The sequence below is a fragment of the Flavihumibacter rivuli genome (assembly GCF_018595685.2).
Lineage (GTDB): Bacteria > Bacteroidota > Bacteroidia > Chitinophagales > Chitinophagaceae > Flavihumibacter > Flavihumibacter rivuli.
In genome coordinates this window covers 1,723,508-1,743,398 of record NZ_CP092334.1, presented here as the reverse complement: position 1 = coordinate 1,743,398, position 19,891 = coordinate 1,723,508, and the positions used below count along the sequence as shown (strand labels likewise).

The 19,891-nt window shown below is 46.1% G+C and carries 19 protein-coding genes; 11 read left to right on the top strand and 8 right to left on the bottom strand.

From position 1 onward, the window contains the following. Window positions 1-114: 114 nt before the first annotated feature. Window positions 115-1,362: a hypothetical protein gene (locus KJS94_RS07695; RefSeq protein ID WP_214449466.1), complete on the bottom strand. Its 1,248-nt coding sequence runs from the start codon at window positions 1,360-1,362 to the stop codon at window positions 115-117. Window positions 1,363-1,426: 64 nt separating this feature from the next. On the opposite strand from KJS94_RS07695, the gene KJS94_RS07690 reads away from it, so the two are divergent. After that, window positions 1,427-2,575: a glycosyltransferase family 4 protein gene (locus tag KJS94_RS07690; RefSeq protein WP_214449467.1), complete on the top strand. Its 1,149-nt coding sequence runs from the start codon at window positions 1,427-1,429 to the stop codon at window positions 2,573-2,575. Here KJS94_RS07690 and KJS94_RS07685 read toward each other — a convergent pair. Continuing rightward, window positions 2,553-3,503, bottom strand: coding sequence for a glycosyltransferase family protein (locus KJS94_RS07685; RefSeq protein WP_214449468.1), 951 nt, complete (start codon window positions 3,501-3,503; stop codon window positions 2,553-2,555). The two genes, KJS94_RS07690 and KJS94_RS07685, sit on opposite strands and share 23 nt — an antisense overlap. Window positions 3,504-3,646: 143 nt before the next feature. On the opposite strand from KJS94_RS07685, the gene purL reads away from it, so the two are divergent. The 4 genes from purL to KJS94_RS07665 all read left to right on the top strand — a co-directional run bounded on the left by purL (window position 3,647) and on the right by KJS94_RS07665 (window position 8,187). Further along, a complete protein-coding gene (gene purL / locus KJS94_RS07680) occupies window positions 3,647-5,878 on the top strand; it encodes a phosphoribosylformylglycinamidine synthase subunit PurL (protein ID WP_214449469.1) in 2,232 nt (743 codons plus the stop codon). 122 nt (window positions 5,879-6,000) lie between these two features. After that, complete coding sequence (rfaD, locus tag KJS94_RS07675; protein ID WP_214449470.1) at window positions 6,001-6,981, top strand: ADP-glyceromanno-heptose 6-epimerase; 981 nt, start codon at window positions 6,001-6,003, stop codon at window positions 6,979-6,981. Between the two features lie 69 nt (window positions 6,982-7,050). Beyond that, window positions 7,051-7,845, top strand: coding sequence for a pyrroline-5-carboxylate reductase (gene proC, locus KJS94_RS07670; RefSeq protein ID WP_214449471.1), 795 nt, complete (start codon window positions 7,051-7,053; stop codon window positions 7,843-7,845). 165 nt (window positions 7,846-8,010) lie between these two features. Continuing rightward, window positions 8,011-8,187 carry a hypothetical protein gene (locus tag KJS94_RS07665; RefSeq protein WP_214449472.1) on the top strand — a complete coding sequence of 59 codons (177 nt, stop codon included), beginning with the start codon at window positions 8,011-8,013 and terminating at the stop codon, window positions 8,185-8,187. 91 nt (window positions 8,188-8,278) lie between these two features. On the opposite strand, the gene KJS94_RS07660 is transcribed toward KJS94_RS07665, so the two are convergent. Next, entirely contained in the window at window positions 8,279-9,118 is an 840-nt protein-coding gene (locus tag KJS94_RS07660; RefSeq protein WP_214449473.1) for a dienelactone hydrolase family protein, read from the bottom strand. A 322-nt stretch (window positions 9,119-9,440) separates the two neighbouring features. Here KJS94_RS07660 and pyrG point away from each other — a divergent pair, with 322 nt between their 5' ends. The 3 genes from pyrG (at window position 9,441) to KJS94_RS07645 (ending at window position 13,857) form a co-directional block, all read left to right on the top strand. Continuing rightward, on the top strand, window positions 9,441-11,087 hold the full coding sequence (pyrG, locus tag KJS94_RS07655) for a CTP synthase (protein ID WP_214449474.1): 1,647 nt from the start codon (window positions 9,441-9,443) through the stop codon (window positions 11,085-11,087). A gap of 141 nt (window positions 11,088-11,228) precedes the next feature. Then, window positions 11,229-13,079: a membrane protein insertase YidC gene (yidC, locus tag KJS94_RS07650; RefSeq protein WP_214449475.1), complete on the top strand. Its 1,851-nt coding sequence runs from the start codon at window positions 11,229-11,231 to the stop codon at window positions 13,077-13,079. A 118-nt stretch (window positions 13,080-13,197) separates the two neighbouring features. After that, entirely contained in the window at window positions 13,198-13,857 is a 660-nt protein-coding gene (locus KJS94_RS07645; RefSeq protein ID WP_214449476.1) for a hypothetical protein, read from the top strand. Between the two features lie 13 nt (window positions 13,858-13,870). Here KJS94_RS07645 and KJS94_RS07640 read toward each other — a convergent pair whose 3' ends face one another. After that, window positions 13,871-14,215, bottom strand: coding sequence for a hypothetical protein (locus KJS94_RS07640; RefSeq protein ID WP_214449477.1), 345 nt, complete (start codon window positions 14,213-14,215; stop codon window positions 13,871-13,873). A gap of 179 nt (window positions 14,216-14,394) precedes the next feature. On the opposite strand from KJS94_RS07640, the gene KJS94_RS07635 reads away from it, so the two are divergent. The 3 genes from KJS94_RS07635 (at window position 14,395) to KJS94_RS07625 (ending at window position 17,399) form a co-directional block, all read left to right on the top strand. Beyond that, on the top strand, window positions 14,395-15,810 hold the full coding sequence (locus KJS94_RS07635) for a tetratricopeptide repeat protein (protein WP_214449478.1): 1,416 nt from the start codon (window positions 14,395-14,397) through the stop codon (window positions 15,808-15,810). A 78-nt stretch (window positions 15,811-15,888) separates the two neighbouring features. Beyond that, window positions 15,889-16,659: a phosphosulfolactate synthase gene (locus KJS94_RS07630; protein ID WP_214449479.1), complete on the top strand. Its 771-nt coding sequence runs from the start codon at window positions 15,889-15,891 to the stop codon at window positions 16,657-16,659. Continuing rightward, window positions 16,659-17,399 (top strand): shikimate dehydrogenase family protein, encoded by a 741-nt coding sequence (locus KJS94_RS07625; protein WP_214449480.1) that lies wholly within the window; start codon window positions 16,659-16,661, stop codon window positions 17,397-17,399. Before KJS94_RS07630 ends, KJS94_RS07625 begins: the two co-directional genes overlap by 1 nt. On the opposite strand, the gene KJS94_RS07620 is transcribed toward KJS94_RS07625, so the two are convergent. Genes KJS94_RS07620 through rdgB form a run of 4 tightly spaced genes read right to left on the bottom strand, consistent with a single transcriptional unit; the run spans window position 17,387 to window position 19,883 of the window. After that, window positions 17,387-17,827, bottom strand: a complete 441-nt coding sequence (locus KJS94_RS07620) for an acyl-CoA thioesterase (protein WP_214449481.1) — start codon at window positions 17,825-17,827, stop codon at window positions 17,387-17,389. The genes KJS94_RS07625 and KJS94_RS07620 overlap by 13 nt on opposite strands. Before the next feature lie 20 nt (window positions 17,828-17,847). Next, window positions 17,848-18,711, bottom strand: a complete 864-nt coding sequence (locus KJS94_RS07615; RefSeq protein ID WP_214449482.1) for a hypothetical protein — start codon at window positions 18,709-18,711, stop codon at window positions 17,848-17,850. Window positions 18,712-18,716: 5 nt separating this feature from the next. Further along, complete coding sequence (locus tag KJS94_RS07610) at window positions 18,717-19,286, bottom strand: RNA polymerase sigma factor (protein WP_256449995.1); 570 nt, start codon at window positions 19,284-19,286, stop codon at window positions 18,717-18,719. Window positions 19,287-19,292: 6 nt separating this feature from the next. Next, on the bottom strand, window positions 19,293-19,883 hold the full coding sequence (rdgB, locus tag KJS94_RS07605; protein ID WP_214449484.1) for an RdgB/HAM1 family non-canonical purine NTP pyrophosphatase: 591 nt from the start codon (window positions 19,881-19,883) through the stop codon (window positions 19,293-19,295). Between the last annotated feature and the right edge of the window lie 8 nt (window positions 19,884-19,891).

Sequence of the window (19,891 nt, the reverse complement as noted above, 5' to 3'; positions counted from 1 at the left end):
TAATTTCGAAATATATCTGCGTTATCAATGAAAATGTGAAAAAAATTATGGTAAAAAAGGAAAATGATGCTTGAAATTCAGGATTTGACCGATAAAAATAGATATATTAAAAAATCATAATCTGAATAAGTTCTTCCACCTTATCATATTGAATGCCCAAACAACCCAGCATAATTCAACTATTGCTTTATACCTGGCGGACGCGCCCGGGAAGGGGATCGTATAGCCAATTAGCAGGTAGCCTAAAAATGCGTAGATCGCTAATCCCATCCAGATGGGATGGGTGGGCTTGTTGTTCCCTTTATTGTTGAAGACGCCAAGGATGGCCAGTAAAAGGAGGACAATCAGCAGTACATTATCAATAAAACTCAGTTTTTGGAGAACCCCTTTTGCAAGGTGGGGCAAGGGCTCAAGCCATGCATTGCCTAATGCCTTTGGGGCATTTTGGATAAAACTCAGAGGAGTGGGTTCCAATTTTCCAAGCTCAACCCTGGTGTTGCCTGTTAACTCCATAAACCCTTCCTGGATCTTTACCAGGTACATAGGCAGGTTGAAAGGTGATGGGAAATAGGAAGAGGCCAGGAAAATAAGGGTCAATACCCCAAGAGAATAAAGGAATGCTTTCCTGGCAGGGAAGCCGTGCTGTTTTACCAGCCACCAGGATACCAGTATAGGTACCGTAAGGCCTGCAAATGCCGACCGGCAGATGATCATCCCGGAGAATGCCAACAGGCATACAAGTGCAGCAACCCTTTTCTTCTTTTGCAGTAATTGATCGAAGGAGTAGAGCAGGAGGGAAAAGAAGAAGAAAAGCCAGGAGTCTGTACGTATACCACTTAACCAGAACAGTGAGGGAGGGAAAAGAAAGACAATGGCAAACAGTAGCACTTTTTTTTGCGACCAGTAGGGAAGCAGGAACCTGTACAGCCAGTAATGGCCCCAGAAACCTATAAAACTGAAGGCGATCACATTTAGGTAGTAATTCCCATTGCTGAAGAAGTTAAAGATGGCTAGGGGTTTAATGATTAGTGCCAGTTCCAGTTTCTCCCTGAAATGTGCCAAGCCTTTGCTCCAACCCAGGTTCCTGGCATGCAGGAAAGGGTTGATGTCTTCAAAGAAATACAAGGTCCTGTTTTTAAGTTTGTCCAGTTCAGCCATACTGTCCTGGTTAAAATACCAGGTGTCATCGCCACCGTACCATTTCAGGAAGACCCAGCCATAAATACAGCCCATGGCCACTTTAGCTGAAAAAGCCAACAGTAATTCCACCTTTGAAAGTTGCTGGGTATGCTTTCGGGTAAGCAACCGGGTTAGGAAGAAAAAGCCCGCAAATGCCACAACAAAACGTACAAAGATTTCCATAAAGGATGGTTCCCGGTTATATTAATAGTAGTCAAATCTATAAATTTGGCGCTAATGAATGGGAATGACTGAACAAACTGTAAAAGGCAAACGGATCGCCATGGTTTCCAATAATGCCTGGTCCGTTTATAATTTCAGGCTGGATGTGATTCGAAGCTTAATAGCCGAGGGGCACAGGGTGGTGGTCATTTCGCCTGAAGATGAATATGTATCCCTACTGGAACAGGAGGGTTGCCGGTTTATTACTGTAAAGTTTGATAACCGTTCGGTTGACCCCGTCGCGGATTTTCAATTCTATCTAAGGCTCAAGCAGGTCTATCGATCCGAGCAGCCTGATATCATTTTTCATTTCGTTGCCAAACCCAATATCTACGGCAGTTTGGCTGCCAAGGCATTAAGGATACCGTCGGTTGCAGTGGTGACCGGTTTGGGTTATGCTTTTGCCCGCAAGAATTGGTTATACTATTTTGTTCGGTCATTGTACAAGATAGCCTTGAAAGGGGCAGGGGAGGTCTGGTTCCTGAACAACGAGGATGCCAGGGTATTCAGCAAGGAAGGTATTGTTGAGATTACCAAGATCAAGGTCCTTCCGGGTGAGGGGGTAAATACTTCTTTTTTCCAACCATTCGCAACTGCAAATGGCGGCCGCCCGTTATCCACCAGGTTCAGGTTTCTTATGGCCTGCCGTCTGTTAAGAAGCAAGGGGGTGGGCGTATATGCAGAAGCCTGCAGGATATTGAAAAGAAAGGGGTTCCAGTTCGATGCGGTACTGATCGGTTTTTTTGAAGCCCATCATCCCGATAGTATTACCAGCGAAGAGCTGGATAAATGGCAGGCTGAAGGCTTGCTGCGTTACCTTGGTTTTAGTAAGGATGTACGTTCAATGCTTGCGGAAGCGGATTGTTTTGTTTTCCCATCCTATTACCATGAAGGGGTGCCGCGTTGCCTGATGGAAGCCGCCAGCATGGAACTACCGGTGATCACTACGCGAAACAGGGGGTGTCGGGAAGTGGTGGTGGAAGGCGTGACCGGCTTGCTTTGCCAAACAGGCGATCCTTTCGACCTGGCCGATAAAATGGAAATGATGCTGTCGATGCCTCAGGCTTCCCTTGTGGAAATGGGGAAGAAAGGAAGGGACCTGGTAGTCGGCAAGTTTGACGTAAGCAGGGTAGTGGCAGAATACAAAGGGGTTATTGCACAACTTGGTTCCTGATATCAAAGATGTCTAAACCAGTTTTCTTCCTCAGGTAATCAAGTACCCCTGACCGGATAACCTGGTCCAAAAAGGTCCACCCCGTCAATTCGGGTTGGCTGAACTCAAAAGCCTGTATTGCCCCTGGAGTAAAATTGCTCAGGTCGTCCTTCAGGTAGAAAAATCTGCCTCCGTATTTCCGTTGGAAGTTCCTGGTCCAGGTATTATCGGAAGTGATGATTGGTTTCCGTTGGGCTGCATATTCCAGGAACTTGCTGGATGTTTGGAGGTTGAACGGACGGTAAGGCGGTTGGTAATTGATGGCATAACGGGCTTGCTGTATGAATTGGCCAACTGCGGCCGGCTCAACCGGGCCGGAAAAGCTAATATTGGGGAATTCCCTGTAAAGCTGCTGAAGGTCACTAAAGTTTTGTGATAGGATAAGAATGCTATTGTTCCTCATGGCTCCGCTTCCAAAGACATCCAATAGTTTTTGCGCTTTCCTTTCGCGTGAAACGGAACCGATGTAGATAAAATCATATTTGGGAGGTAAAGGGCCAGGGGCAGCTGGCGCGGAAGAAACGAACATATCACGGAAGCCAAAGGGGATACCGTCATTGAAATCCATGACGCTGGATACTTCTTCATTTAAAAACAGCCTGAAGTCCGGCCTGCAATTCAGCCATTTCTTCACCAGGTCTTTTGCGCTTGCAAATGGCGGCGTGGATAACGAGGCGTATTCATGAATAAGGATGGCTTCCGGGTGGACCCTCTTAAAATGGGTTCCCATAATATGCCATTCAATATCAATATGTTGTTTGGCCAGTGCAGAAGGATGAAGGACCTGGCATTGTATCCCCAGGCCTCCAAAAAAGCGCTTGTAGGCTTCCAGTTCAGGAAGGAAGGCTTTTCCGGGATGTACAAAAGCAATATTTAAGGTGGGGGGCATAAATAAATGTAACAGGAATTGCTTTACTGCTCAAATCTATGGAAGGAAATGCTCTGGTGCTACTGTACAATTTTAAAGGTCAATTTTCCCGCTTCCCCGCTTTGCCTTAGCTTTGCGCTTTCTTACACTATCCGCATTACAAAATGGAAGTAACTGTAAAAACCGCCGAACAGCTCCGTCTCACAGCAGAAGAGTTTGAACTCATCAAGAAAAAACTGGGAAGAACCCCCAATTTTAATGAACTCTGTGCTTTCAGTGGGATGTGGAGTGAGCACTGTAGCTATAAGAATTCTATTAAATGGCTGAAGACCCTGCCCCGGGAAGGAGAGAAGATGCTGGTTGCAGCCGGGGAAGAGAATGCTGGTTTAATGGATATGGGTGATGGTTATGGGGTTGTTTTCAAAATCGAAAGCCACAACCACCCTTCTGCCATTGAACCATTCCAGGGTGCTGCTACAGGTGTGGGTGGTATCCATCGCGATATTTTTACCATGGGTGCCCGCCCCATTGCGGCCCTGAACTCCCTTAGGTTCGGTAACCTTTCAGAAGCCAAAACCCAGCATTTGCTGGGTGGGGTTGTGCATGGTATTGGGCATTATGGTAACTGTTTTGGCGTGCCAACCGTTGGCGGTGAGATCTATTTTGAGCAATGTTACCATACCAACCCATTGGTAAACGCCATGAGCGTTGGGGTGGTAAAGGCAGGTGAGACAGTAAGTGCCACGGCCAAAGGAACAGGTAATCCCGTGATGTTTGTTGGTTCCGCAACAGGTAAGGATGGTATTGGTGGTGCATCCTTCGCTTCAGCTGATATTACTGCGGAAAGTGCAGAGGAGTTACCTGCTGTCCAGGTCGGTGACCCCTTCCAGGAAAAGAAATTATTGGAAGCCTGCCTGGAAGTGATCAAGACAGGTGCTGTTGTGGGCATGCAGGATATGGGAGCAGCAGGCATTATTTGTTCCACTGCGGAAATGAGTGCAAAAGGTGGCGTTGGTATGCGGATCGACCTCGATAAGGTGCCAACCCGCCAGAAGAATATGAAAACCTGGGAATTGCTGTTAAGTGAAAGCCAGGAAAGGATGTTGATGGTGGTTGAAAAGGGAAGGGAAGCAGATGTGGAGAAAGTATTCGAAAAGTGGGACCTGCCTTGTGCTGTAATTGGTGAGGTGACCGAAGATGGACTCCTGCGCTTTTACATGAATGGGGAACTGGATGCTGAAATCCCTGCACATGAACTGGTGCTGGGTGGTGGCGCCCCCCAGTATGAAAGGGCCTATACCGAGCCGGCCTATTTCTCCAAGATCAAATCATTCGATCCCAATAGCATCAATGTGCCTGCTAACCTTAAGGAGGTGGCTGAGAAACTGATCACCATTCCCAATATTGCCTCCAAGCGTTGGGTGTATGTGCAATACGATAGTATGGTTGGAACCGGTAATACCTCTACCAATGCACCAAGTGATGCGGCGGTAGTATTGGCCAAGCCCAGCAATAAGGCTTTGGCGGTAACAACGGATTGCAATAGCCGCTATGTATTTGCTGATCCTTATAAAGGTGCCATGATTGCCGTGGCTGAAGCTGCGCGAAACATTGTGTGCAGCGGAGGAGAGCCCCTTGGTGTAACGAATTGCCTCAACTTTGGTAATCCTTATGACCCACAGGTTTATTTCCAGTTCGTTCATGCCATCAAGGGCATGGGTGATGCCTGCAGAAGGTTCAATACACCAGTTACCGGCGGTAACGTGAGCTTTTATAACCAGAACCCTGATGGTGCTGTTTACCCAACTCCCACCATTGGTATGGTAGGTTTGTTGAATAGTGTGGATGAGAAAATGACCATGGACTTCAAGGAAGAAGGGGACCTGATTTACCTGGTGGGTGAGAACAGGGATGACATCAACTCTTCAGAATACCTGCATAAAGTGCAGGGAGTGGAATTCTCCCCAGCGCCACATTTTGACCTGGAAGAAGAGTTCAAATTACAACATACGGTAGCTGGCCTGGTCAAGGCAGGCCTGATCAGGTCGGCACATGATATCAGTGAAGGTGGTTTGTTCATCGCTTTGGCTGAATCCTGTTTTAACCGCGATCTTGGTTTTGAACTTGCTACTGCGGCTGGTGTGAGGAAAGATGCCTTCCTGTTCGGGGAAGCGCAGAGCAGGGTGGTAGTGTCTGTTAAGCCTTCTATGGTTCAGGACTTTGAGAAGGCCATGGAAGGGAAAGCCTTCAGCAAGCTGGGTAAAGTTACTTCAGGAAACCTGGTGGTAGATGGGGAAGCCTGGGGCACCATCAAATCCTGGAAAGCGGCTTATGATAATGCGATAGCCAATCTCTTGGCTGGTCATGATAGTGAGCATGCATTAAGTGCGCTGTAAGCCCGGTAAGATGTTTTGGAAATAATTGTCAGCATATCCCTTCAAAAGGGGTATGCTTTTTTATTATGCCTTATCAATAGAAACTTGAGTATCGGCCCATGTTTCTTGCCTAAATTTGGTCCATGAATACAAATGCAGTAATAGTTGTAACCGGTGCTGCCGGGTTCATCGGCTCATGCCTTGTAGGATACCTAAACCTAAAGGGGTTCAATAACCTTATCCTTGTGGATGATTTTTCAAGGGCGGACAAAAAGCCCAACCTGGAAGGCAAAAAATTTTTGGAGAAGATTGAGCGATCCGTGTTTTTTGAATGGCTGAATGAACATAAACCAACAATAGATTTCATCTTTCATATTGGTGCCAAAACGGATACTACTGAGTTCAATTATGCCATTCACCAGGAGTTGAACGTGGAGTATTCCCAAAAGGTCTGGAATTATTGTGTGGTCCACAATATCCCATTGGTATACGCATCAAGTGCAGCAACATATGGTGGAGGGGAGTTGGGTTATGAGGATAGCCATGAGATCATCCCAGCCCTTAAACCATTAAATCCTTATGGCGTTTCCAAGAATGAATTCGATAAATGGGTATTGCACGAGGCCTGCCATCCTCCCTTCTGGGCAGGATTGAAGTTTTTCAATGTGTATGGACCCAACGAATACCATAAAGGAAGGATGGCCAGTGTCATCTGGCATTCCTTCAACCAGATCAGGAAGGATGGGGAAGTGAAGTTATTCCGTTCCCACAGGCCGGAGTTCAAGGATGGTCAGCAATTGCGTGACTTTGTGTACGTGAAGGATGTCTTAAAGGTTTGTATGTGGTTGATGGAACATCAGCCAGCTTCCGGGATCTATAACCTGGGAACAGGGAAAGCCCGCACGTTTGAGGACCTGGTAAGGTCTACATTCAAAGGCCTGGACCTGGAGCCTCATATCCAATTCATAGATATGCCGGAGGACATCCGCGACAAATACCAGTATTTTACTGAGGCCAATATGCAAAAATTGAGGAATGCGGGTTATCGAGAGGCTTTTTACTCCCTGGAGGAAGGGGTGGATGATTACGTCAGGAATTATTTAAGCAAGGCTAAATACTATTAATTAAGTATATTTGGGAAAGATTGCTGCCATCACAGGATGACTGTGGTGGCATTTTTTTAACCCATATGTATGCAAAAGAAAATAGCCATTATTGGTGGTGGTAACCTCGGGATTTCAATAGCTGAAGGTCTACTGGCATCTGGCTTCACTGAGCCGGCTGCCATTACCATTACCCGTCGCAACACTACCCTTCTGCAGCCTTTCCAGCAAAAAGGCATCAATGTAACCAATGACAACAGGGCTGCAGTGAGTAGGAGTGAGGTTGTAATACTGGCGGTAAAGCCTTTCCAGGTAAAAGAAGTATTGAAGGAATTGGCTGCTGAAATAACCCCGGCGCATTCCCTCATTTCTGTTGTGACAGGGGTTTCCATTGAAGAAATTGCCAGTGAGATACCCATTCCGGTGGCTGTTTTCAGGGCAATGCCCAATACGGCGATTGCGATCCGGGAGAGCATGACCTGTATAGCGTATAAGAAAGCCGATGCTGGATTGGTGGACTGGGTTTCAGCACTTTTCAACCAATTGGGAAGGGTAGCGGTGATCGATGAAAAACTGATGGATGCTGCTACGGTACTTGGGGCATGTGGTACAGCTTATGCCATGCGTTACATCAGGGCCAATATCCAGGGAGGAATAGAAATTGGGTTTGATGCGGCAACAGCCAGCCTCATTGCAGCGCAAACCGTTAAGGGGGCTGCTGAACTATTACTGCAGAAAGGATCGCATCCTGAGCAGGAGATAGATAAAGTGACTACACCAAAAGGTTGTACCATCGCCGGTCTTAATGAAATGGAGCACCAGGGATTTAGTTCTTCCTTAATCAAAGGAATTGCTGCCAGCTACATTAAAATTCAGACTGGCTAAAAAACGGCATAAAAAAAAGATTAATAGAAGATTAAATAATAAATAATTGACCGGCAGCGTTAAGAAATGGAGAAGAACAGGGTTAGTTTTGGAGATAATTATTTTTTGTAATATTTTCGCATCGCCGTTATTCCTTATTACTATTAACGAACCTCTGAAAAATTTATGAAGAAAAATCTTAGTTTATGGGTATTGTTGGCTGAGATATTGGCGATAGTTTGGTTACACTCAAATAAAGATAGGGCAGGTGAGATCAAGGATATCCTGATGCAAAGAAACCAGTCCGGATTGATCAAGGCTACACCCATTACTGCAAAACCGATGCATACCGCGTTGAATTAACCTATTTAGCAATAATCACCAAAAGGAAAAATAGGCACCAGGATATCCGGGTGCCTATCATTTTTTTATGAATTACCAGCTCTTTGAGTAATTACTTCATCCTTTCCCTGACAAAAGCAAGCAGCTTTTTGTAAGCATCTTCTGTTGCTTCCTTGTTGAAGTTAGGGTTACTGGGGTTGGCAAAGGCGTGGGTGGCCTCATACCTGTTGAGCAGTAATTTCTTGCCGGCCTTCTGCATATTTTCCGCAAACTCATCCACTACCTTTGGGCTGGGCCATTGGTCCTGGTTGGCGAAAAAGCCAAGGACGTCAAAGTTTATGGTTTTCAATTTTTCAACATCCTTTTCCGGCTGGCCATAATACATAATGGCTCCAGCAGTTTGTTTGCCACCGATCATAGCGGTCTGCAAACTCCAGCCACCACCAAAGCACCAACCTACTGTAAATACTTTTGCCTTCTTGCCGGCATAGGTGAATGCCCCCTGAATGATGGCTGTTGCCCTTTCTGTAGAAACAGCCTGCATGGCCTTGGCAGCTTCCTCCCGGGTGGTCGCGACCTTGTTATCATAGAGGTCTATGGCAATGACATTGATCCCGAGGTCCCTACCCATTTTTTCAGCTTCCTGCTTGATATAATCGTTCAAGCCCCACCATTCATGGATCACGAACAAATAGTAGTCTGTTGGCTTTGCAGCCTTTACTTCCCAGCCATGGCCGGTTTTGCCATCACTGGTGGCAAAGGAAATATCCTTGCCGGATTCACTTTCATAATGAAAGGGGAGTGGTTCATCATGGCTCATGCGGAAATTGGCATTACCTGCATTTTGGGCAAATGCCTGGGTGGAAGAGGCCGCGCAGCAGGATAATTCCGTTTGGGCAAACGCAGTACCTGAAAAAAGGAGAGCTGCGAAGAAGGAGAAAAACCTATTCATTTTCGGATTTTTTTTCAACAACAATCAGGTTTAGGCCTTGTTCAAAATAACCTGAAAGCGTATAAATTATACCCTTTCCAGCCATATTTTTTCCACAGGCAGTCAGCCTGTATTTCTTTCCTCGTTATTCCTGTATCTTTGCATGACCTCCCGGATATACGTTATTTATTCCCGGCCAGGTCAAGTTCAGACTGGTGCGGGTTTCCAACTAGAAGATATTGATTAACTGAGTGGCTGTGTACAAAGCTTTTGCACATGGCGGCTTGTTTTTTTGTTTGGGATCCAATCCGGCAAATGGGTTAGGTAATGTAAAAATCAAGATATGGCCAAGTACATTTTTGTTACGGGAGGGGTTACCTCTTCGTTAGGAAAAGGAATTATTGCAGCGTCTTTAGGTAAATTACTACAGGCAAGGGGACTGAAAGTAACCATTCAGAAATTCGATCCTTATATCAATGTGGATCCCGGTACCCTCAATCCCTATGAACATGGAGAATGTTATGTGACGGAGGATGGTGCAGAAACCGATCTTGACCTTGGCCATTATGAGCGGTTCCTGAACATCTTTACCTCACAATCAAACAATGTAACTACCGGAAGGATATACCAAACTGTTATCAATAAGGAAAGGGAAGGGGCTTACCTGGGTAAAACTGTCCAGGTGGTTCCCCATATTACCGATGAGATCAAGCGCCGGATGCTTCTCCTGGGGCAGAACGGTTATGATATTGTGATCACGGAGATCGGGGGAACCGTTGGCGATATTGAAAGCCTTCCATTTATTGAAGCAGTTCGCCAGTTGCAGTGGGAGTTGCCGGAGGAGGACTGTGTGGTGGTACACCTTACCCTGATCCCTTACCTGAAGGCCGCCAAGGAATTAAAGACCAAGCCAACACAGCACAGTGTGCGAATGTTGAGCCAGGAAGGAGTGCATCCCGATATTATTGTTTGCCGTACAGAGGAGCCACTGACACCAGAGATCCGCAAGAAGATAGCCCTCTTCTGTAATGTGAAAAAGGAAGCTGTTATTGAGGCTGCGGATGCCCCTACCATTTATGAGGTTCCTCTGGCGATGATGCGGGAGAAACTGGATGTGATCTGTATGAAGAAACTGAACATTACCCAGTATTCAGAACCGGAACTGGGTAAATGGAAGGAGTTCCTGGACAAGCTGAAGTACCCCAAGAGTAAGGTTACCATCGGACTCATCGGTAAGTATATTGAATTGCAGGATGCTTACAAATCCATCCTTGAAGCCTTTGTGCATGCAGGGGCTATGAATGAGTGCAAGGTGAATATTATCAATGTTCACAGTGAATTCATCACTGAAGAGAATGTTGCAGAGAAACTGGGTAACCTGGACGGTTTATTGGTTGCCCCGGGTTTTGGCCATAGGGGGATTGAAGGAAAGATCATAGCTGTAAAATATGCCAGGGAAAATAAACTGCCCTTTTTCGGTATTTGCCTGGGTATGCAGATGAGTGTTATTGAGTATGCCCGAAATGTGCTGAACCTGAAAGACGCCCATTCTACCGAAATGGACCCCAATACCCCCCACCCGGTAATTGACCTGATGGAAGAGCAAAAGGCGGTGACAGCAAAGGGCGGTACCATGCGGCTGGGAGCCTACCCCTGCGAGATCGGTGAAGGTACACTGGCGCACCGGATCTATGGAAGCACAAAGATCAGCGAACGCCATAGGCATCGCTGGGAATTCAATAACCGCTACCTGGCTGATTTTGAGAAAGCCGGATTGCTGGCCAGTGGTAAGAATCCTGAAAGTGGACTGGTGGAGATCGTGGAACTGCCGGAACACCCCTTCTTTATTGGGGTACAATACCATCCGGAATTGAAAAGTACCGTTGAGAACCCCCAGCCGATCTTTGTCCATTTCGTAAAAGCTGCCAAAGAGTTTGCTGAAAAGAAGGACGGGGTAAGGAATCCCCTCTTACAGAGTGAAATGATTTGATTTTCATAAGTCAAGGGCCCATTCGGGCCCTTGTTTTTTTGCCTAATTCCGGGTTGTGGCCCCCTTCTACCGTAAAAAATATTCCGCTTTCGCTAAACCAAGGTGTAAAGCCTATCTTTGCACCTCTAAAAAAATTACTGCATGCAAAGCATGGATCGCAACACTATCATTGGTTTTGTGCTGTTAGGTGTTCTTTTGTTTGTTTATCTCTTTGTCGCTTCCAGGAACAGCCAGGAGCTGCAAATAAAGAAGCAGGCTTATGAGGATTCAATCAGGAAGGTAGAAGCAGCCAAGGCTGTGGCTGTTAAAAAAGCAAAGGTGGATACGGCTGCTGCAATTGCAGCGGTGGATAGTAATGCTACCGGTTGGGCACGAGCTATCGCAGGCCAGGAATCTTTCCAGGTAGTGGAAAACGAATTGATGGCCATCAGGTTCACCAATAAGGGTGGCCAGCCATATGATGTTACCCTGAAGAACTATAAGAAAGCTGATGGCAGCCTTGTGCACCTCCTGCACGAAGGAAATGATAAAGTAAGTTACCCTGTTAATACCGGTGCCAACCAAAGCACCCAGTCTGGAGAGCTGTTCTTTGACCTTAAAGGGATACAGAAGGCCGCAGACGGCACGCAAACCATTACCTATTCCGTTACCGGCAACAATGGTGAGACCATTTTGCACCAATATACCATTAAGCCCAACCACTATATGGTTGATTGGAATGTGGAGATGGCGGGAGCTGGATCATTATTGTCACAGGGGAACTTCAATTTGCAATGGACCGTTGATGCCAAGCAATTGGAGTCGGATGTAAAGTATGAAAGGCAGCAATCCCAACTGGTTTTGGTTGAGGATGGTGAATATGATTATTTCAACCTCTTTTCCAATGATTCCAAGAAATTTGATAATACGGTTGATTGGTTGAGTATCAAGCAGCAGTTTTTCAATGTAACCCTTGTTGCCAAGAACAAGTTCAATACTGCCCAGGTTGATTGGACCAGTCCGGGTGATGACACAACAGACCTGATCGTTGCAGCAAAAGCCAATTTGCAGTATAAGGTGACTGCCGGAAATATGGCATCCATCCCCATGCAGTTTTATTTTGGCCCCAATGATTATAAGATCCTGAAAAGCCAGGGTGTCGCCAAGATGGATAAGATCGTAAACCTTGGCCAGGGTTTCTACTCCTTCGTTCGTCCCATTAACCAGTTCATTGTGATGCCTGTATTTGACTTCTTCAAGAAGTTCATAGGTAGTTATGGTATTGTGATCGCGCTGCTTACCCTCTTTATCAGGTTGCTTACTTCGCCACTCGTATATTCCAGCTACCTGAGCGGTGCAAAAATGAAGGCGCTGCGTCCGGAAATCGATGCCCTGCGGCAGAAATATGGTGACGACCAACAGCAGTTTGGAATGGAACAAATGAAGCTCTTCAGGGAAGCAGGGGTTAACCCATTGGGTGGATGTATACCCGCTTTGCTACAGATCCCTATCTTCTTTGCCCTGTATAGCTTCTTTAACTCAAGTGTTGCACTAAGGGGTGAGAGTTTCCTCTGGGCAAAGGACCTGTCTGTATATGACGTGATCGCCAAATTGCCCTTCACCATTCCACTTGGGTTTGGTGACCATATCAGTTTGTTCACCCTGCTGGCAGTAGGAACCAGCTTCCTGATCTCTATCTACAACATGAACATGACACCGGACCAGAACAATCCGATGTTGAAGTATATGCCCTATATCTTCCCGTTCATGCTGTTGATTTTCTTCAACAGGCTGCCATCCGCCCTTACCTGGTATTACACGGTTTCAAACGTGATCACCCTGGTCCTGCAATGGGTGATCCAGAATTATATCATTAACCATGATAAGATCGTAGCACAGATCGCAGAGAATAGGAGTAAACCAAAGGGTAAATCAAAGTGGCAGGAAAGATTGGAGCAAATGCAGGATACCCAGAAGCGCATGCAGGATATGCAGCAGAAAAAAGGAAAATAGGCACATAGCCCAAAATAAAAACCAAAGACCTGCCACTTATTCATCAAAATAGGCAGGTCTTTCTTATTTTAGACAACTAAGCGGTGCAAATTGCCGTCTGGATTATATTGATAGAGGCATGAAAAAATCTTTATTGTTCCTATTTGTCCTGCTGGTTGCATTTATGCCCTCCAGGTCGCAAAAGAAAGTATCTGATATTACTATCGTCTATGATGCGATTGTTAATACAGGCAGCAATGAGCCGAAGCTTGCAGATGCTTTCGATGGCGCTACTTCAACGGTTTACCTGAAAGGCAACCTGAGCAGGTCCGAAATGGTCAGCGCGTTGGCTTCTTTCGTAACCATCCATGATTCCCGAACAGGGGCTGCTGTTGTTTTGCAGGAAGTGGGCGGCCAGAAATTGCTGATCAGGATGACTGCTGCGGACTGGAAGGACAAGAACAAGAAGTATGAAGGGGTAGAATTTGTGTCAACTAATGAAAAAAAGGTACTGGCTGGATATTCCTGCACCAAGGCAGAGGCCAGGATGAAAGATGGTAGCACATTTGCAGTTTGGTATACAGCGGATATCATTCCTGAGAATGACGATTACAATGCGCAATTCAAGGCCTTGAAAGGACTGCCACTTGAGTACGAATACCAACAGGGTAAAGTCAATATTCGTTACGTGGTTGCCCAGGTAAACCTGAATCCTGTGCCGGTTTCAAAGTTTGATATCCCTAAGACAGGGTATAGGGAAATGACTTACGAGGAAAGTAAGCGACCAAGGAAAAATTAAAAACGCTTTTAGGTTATTTATGCATCCTTACCTTCAACTTGAGGAGTTGAAGATTGCTCGCTTGGTTGGGCTTTGCAGCGTTGATCTTGTGGTTGAAAGGAAGGATATAGGTTGTATTTCCTTTCTGGAAGGTCACCAGGGAATTATATACCATGTAGCCTTGGTTTTTTTCCTGGTGGAAAGTCAGGCTTCCTTTATAAGATGGACCAGATTTTAAGGTGAAACCAGATGTGGTCCTGATCGGGGTGAAATTACCGGTTATGGAAGAATTGCCCTTTTTTTTCTTCTCCCCGCCCATACTGGCAAATCCAAGCATAGCTACACTGGTAAGCAGCGCAAGGGCAGCCGCTTTCCGCATGGAGCAAGGTTTGAATATGGTTAAGGAGTTAAACATGACACAAAAATAAGCAAATATTTTCCTAAATACCTAACCGTTTATCATTTCTTTTAATATGATATTAACGTTTGGTAGTAAAATTTGTTACAATTAATTGGATTTTTTTACCGATTGGCTTATATTAGGATAACGCAAACTACATGAAAGAAAACCCCTTTCGCCAGGATAAAGAGGAAATTGAGGAGTTGCTGAGACAGTACCAGGATCGAAAAGCCGGCCTTTCTTACTCCTTCCTTGATGAGGAATCCTTCGAGAAGATTATCAACTATTTTGATGAGCAAGAAGACCTGTCCCAGGCGATGGAAGCCTGCGATATGGCTGTGGAGCAGTTCCCCTATTCGTCCAGCCTGCTTTTACGTAAGGCCGATATCATGATCGCAACCCGGCGCTACCAGGATGCCCTGAATGTGCTGGATCTCGCGGAACTGCTGGATAATTCTGATATCAACCTGTTCATCCTACGCACCGATGCCTATCTTGCCCTTGACCAGCAGGAAAAGGCTGTGGAATTACTTGAAAATGCCCTTGCGTTTTTTGAGGGAGAGGAGAGGATCGAACTGCTATTTGAGTTGGCTGATGTGTATGATGATTATGAAGAGTTTGATAAGATATTTGACTGCCTTAAACTGATCCTGGAGCAGGAGCCGACCAATGAGGAGGCTTTATATAAGATCTGCTTCTGGACAGATTTTACCGGCAGGAACGAGGAAAGTATAAGGTTGCACCAGCACATTGTTGATGATTACCCTTATAATGAATTGGCATGGTTCAACCTGGCGGCAGCCTACCAGGGCTTAAAATTGTATGAGAAGTCTATTGATGCCTACAAATTCGCCATCACTATCGATGAAAAATTCGATTATGCGTACCGGAACATGGGGGATGCCTATATCCGGCTGCGGAAATTCAGGGATGCTATAGAAGTGCTGGAAAAGGTACTTGAATTGACCCGCCCCGAGGATGTGATCTATGAGGCAATAGGACATTGTTATGATAAGTTGAAAAATTATGCCCAGGCAAGGTTTTATTACCGCAAGGCCTCGCACCTGAATCCGGATGACAGCAAGCTGTATTATAAGATCGCCTGTACCTATATCAACGAGCAGCAATGGTCCCAGGCCGTCAAGCAGTTGGAATCTGCTATGCAGATCCATAAATCTGTACCGGAATTCAACCTTGCCATGGGAGAATGCAAGATCCAATTGGGGGAAACCAGGGAAGCTATCCAGTATTTTTCAAACGTTGTCAGTTTGAAGCCCAAAGGCACTACCGGATGGGAGGCCCTGATCCGCTGCCTTTACCTGGCGGACTTTTTTGATGAAGCCCTGGAACAAGCCGATGCAGCCTTGTTCCATACAGAAGGAAAACCCTTGTTTATATATTACAAAAGCGCCATACTGTTTGCCCTTGGTAAATCAAAGGAAGCCATCCTATACCTGGAAAGGGCCCTGCAGAAAGCGCCCAAGCTCCTGAAGGAGTTTGTAGCGCTGCATCCTTCCATATTGCAGAACCAATTGGTGGTTGATGCGATTGCCAGGAGCCGGAAGCCCCATTGATGAAGGCTTTCATGGGCTCCCCACCCGAATGTGGTTCATGTTCCCTATTTTTGCGCCGCAGCATTAAACAGACCGGAAATGAATTTTAATTTAACGCAGATCCCTGACCGTGTGGCTAAGCCCCGTGTGAGTGGTATTACCATGGTTATGGATAAGGGCCTTAGTATAGAAGAGGCTAAGAATTTCCTGAGTGTATCGCACCCTCATGTAGATATCGTGAAACTGGGTTTCGGTACTTCCTTTGTAACCCCGAACCTCAGGGAAAAACTGGAAGTGTATCGTTCTTATGATATCCCGGTTTATTTTGGTGGGACATTATTTGAAGCATTCCTGATCCGGAACCAGTTTGAGGATTATATCAATGTATGTAAGGAATACGGCATATCCTACATGGAAGTAAGTGATGGTTCTATCACTATCCCCCATGCCGAAAAATGTGGCTATATAGAAAAGCTGACCAAGTATGGTACCGTGTTAAGTGAGGTTGGAAGTAAGGATGCCGCGCATATCATCCCGCCTTATAAATGGATCGAGTTGATGAGGGCGGAGCTGGATGCGGGTTCATCCTATGTGATCGCAGAAGCCCGTGAAGCTGGTAATGTGGGTATCTACAGGGGAAGCGGTGAAGTAAGGGAAGGCCTGGTGCAAGAGATCCTCACCCAGATTCCAGAGGAAAGGATCATTTGGGAAGCCCCACAGAAGGCACAGCAACTGTATTTCATTGAACTGATCGGCTGTAATGTTAACCTGGGTAATATTGCCCCGACTGAAGTTATTTCACTGGAAGCCATGAGGGTTGGATTGCGTGGTGACACCTTCCATCTCTTCCTCAATAAAGAACTCGCCTGATGAGACATTTTGGACTGATCGGCTATCCCCTCGGACACTCGTTCTCGAGGGGATATTTTTCCCGGAAATTTGAGGCTGAGCAAATTGATGCGGAATATGAGAATTACCCCATTGCATCGATTGCTGAATTCCCGGAATTGATCCGTCTGAACCCTGCCCTCGAAGGGCTTAATGTTACCATTCCCTACAAGGAACAAGTGATCCCTTTCCTCGATGAATTGTCTCCGGTAGTGCAAGTGATCGGCGCCTGTAATTGTATTGCCATCAGGAACGGGAAATTGATAGGCCATAATACAGATGTGATTGGTTTCGAAAACTCACTTGCTCAATACCTCAGGCCTGAACACCGCAAGGCCCTGGTCTTTGGGACAGGCGGGGCCGCAAAGGCAGTATTTTACGTTCTAGAAAAACTTGGTATAGAATACAAGGTAGTTAGCCGTACAGCTAAACCCGAAAACGGGATTATTTCTTACGATGACCTTACCCCATCGGATCTGAAAGGACACTTGCTGTGGATCAATACTACGCCATTAGGGATGTATCCAAATGTTGAAAGCGCTCCTGCAATAGATTACTCCTTAATTGGCTCGAGCCACTATTTATATGACCTGGTCTATAATCCTGCAGAGACAAAGTTCCTGCTAGAAGGTAAGGAAAGGGGGACGGCAACCAGGAATGGTTATGATATGTTGTTGATCCAGGCAGAAGAAAGTTGGAAGATCTGGAATCAGGGCAGATAGGAAAGTTTGGTTTTCACTTCTTCCGGAACAGCTGCGATCTTTTTGGCCTGGTAATTATAGCATACCATCCCGGTTTTGGCAATAGCCACCAATCTTTTTTGCTCCCCTTCTGATTTTTCAAGGATGTAGTACAGATCAAAGCCCACCCTGCTGAAATCGCCTGCACAAACAGCTACCACTACCTGGTCCCCGTAGAACAACTCTGATTTGTATTCAATGCCCACATCTCCCATGATCAAGCCTACCCCGGCCATCGAAAGTTCACTATAGCCATTGGATGCCAGGTATTGTACCCTCGCTTCATGGATCATGGAGAGGATAGTGTCATTGCCAACATGCCCGCCATAGTTGAGGTCCGTAATCCTTACCGGGATAATAGTTTGGAAGGGGAATGGTTGGTTCGGAATATCCAGTTTGAGCCTGGCCATGGTAATAGTTAATGGTGGAATTAATCTTTGTTCATGAGTTCGATCATGGCTACCATCTCGAAGAAATTATAAGGGCCAGGGGCAAGGGAAATATCCGATAACTTCTTTTTGAGTTTCCGTACTTGCTGGCTAACTACATCTTCTTCATTGCTTTCCTGCTTGCTATCTGCAAGTAAGCGGTCATAGTAGGGGGCAAGTTTGGTAGAAACTTTGAGGGGAGTGCCATCTGCCAGCATGATGGAAATATAACGGGCAGGGGTATCCTGGGTAAGTTTCGAAGGCCTGGCAGGCACTACCTTAACTGGAATATCTGTTTGAATGGCAGTCGTACTTTCCCGAAGATTCGCTTTGTAATCAGGTAAACTATAGATGGGGTCCCTGTTTGATTTTGAAGCCTCCTGCAGCCTTGTTCCCTTTAGGCCAGGGGTGATATCCAGGGAAGAAATTGCCTGTACCATAGCCGGTGGCTTTGTATCCATGGTTCCGGAATCGCCTGTATTCCCCTCAGGGGTTGGGGCAACCAGGGTAGGTACAATTGCAGTAGTAATATCGTCAGGTTTGGAGTTGAAAGGTTTCTCAAAAAATAACCATAAAGCAAGGCCAGCGACGGCAGCTGCTCCCGCATAGCGAATAAGGTAAGGGTATAATGGCCTGACCGGTACGAGATCCTTTCGGGGGGTAGTTTCAATGGATCTTTGTGGTTCCAGTTCTAGGGCAATTTTGCCCCAGCATTGGGCAGGCGGCAGTTCTTCCATGGCAGAAAGCCTGGATTGTAATTGCATTTCAGCCTGCTGTTCATCCAATTCCCTTGAAATGGCAGGCCAAACTGCAGCTGGAGGGGTGGCCTCCCATTGGTGCATTCTATTTCGCAATTGGTCCGACATGATTGTCAATTGGATTTTCTTTTTTCTCCTAAATAGTCAGCAACTTTCTTTTGCAAGATAGCCTTGGCACGGGCCAGCTGGGACTTACTTGTTCCTTCACTGATGTTCAGCATATCTGCAATCTCCTTATGCGAATACCCTTCGATGACATAAAGGTTAAATACCGCCCTGTAGCCGGGCGATAACTCCTGAACCAGTTTTACGATATCCCTTTCCGCCAGTTGGTCCAATACCGATACTGACACATCTTCAATACCAACTTCCTCTTTTTCCGAGATACTGTTCAGGTGAACTTTCCTGCGATAATGTTCAATGGAAGTATTGACGAAAACCCTTCTTAGCCACCCTTCGAATGATCCTTCATTCCTGAATTTGTCGAGGTTCCTGAAAACCTTGATAAATCCTTCCTGGAGCAGGTCCTGGGCATCATCATTATTCCCGGCATAGCGGAGGCAAACGGCATACATTTTTGGCGCATACTTTTGGTAGAGTAGCTCCTGCAACTTCCGGTCGCCAGCCAGGCTTCCTCTGATTAAGTCGGAATCGTTAATATTTTGGTTGCCTGTAGGATTCACTTTTTCTTAATTATATTTTTCCAGTTCCTGCCTTAAAAACGCCACCAGTTTGTCAGTTGCCTTACGCCTGTGGCTGAAAGCCTGTTTTTCAGGGAGGGACATTTCCCCAAAGGTATGGTTGCTTCCTTCCGGGATAAAGACCGGGTCATAGCCAAACCCGTTGTTACCCCTGGGGGCAGCAGTAATGCTGCCTTCACAAATTCCTTCGAACTGGTATTCTTTACCTTTAAAGATCAATGATATGACTGTCCTGAACCTGGCTTTCCGATCTGCCGAGTCGCCAAGTTTGGCCAGTAATTTTTCGGTGTTTTTTGAGAACTCCTTTCCTTCCCCGGCATAGCGTGCACTTTTTACGCCTGGTTCACCATTAAGGCTGTATACCTCCAGGCCCGTATCCTCACTAAAACAATCGGACCCTGTCATTCGGTAGATAGTGGTGGATTTTTCCCTGGCGTTCTCTTCCAGGGTAGGGTGGGGTTCAGGAATGTCGATATCAATACCTGCATCCTTAAGGGTGACCACTGCAATTGCTGCCGGGAGCAATGCCTGTATTTCTTCAACCTTGTGCTGGTTGTTGGTAGCAAAAATCAATGCCATCCTGGTCG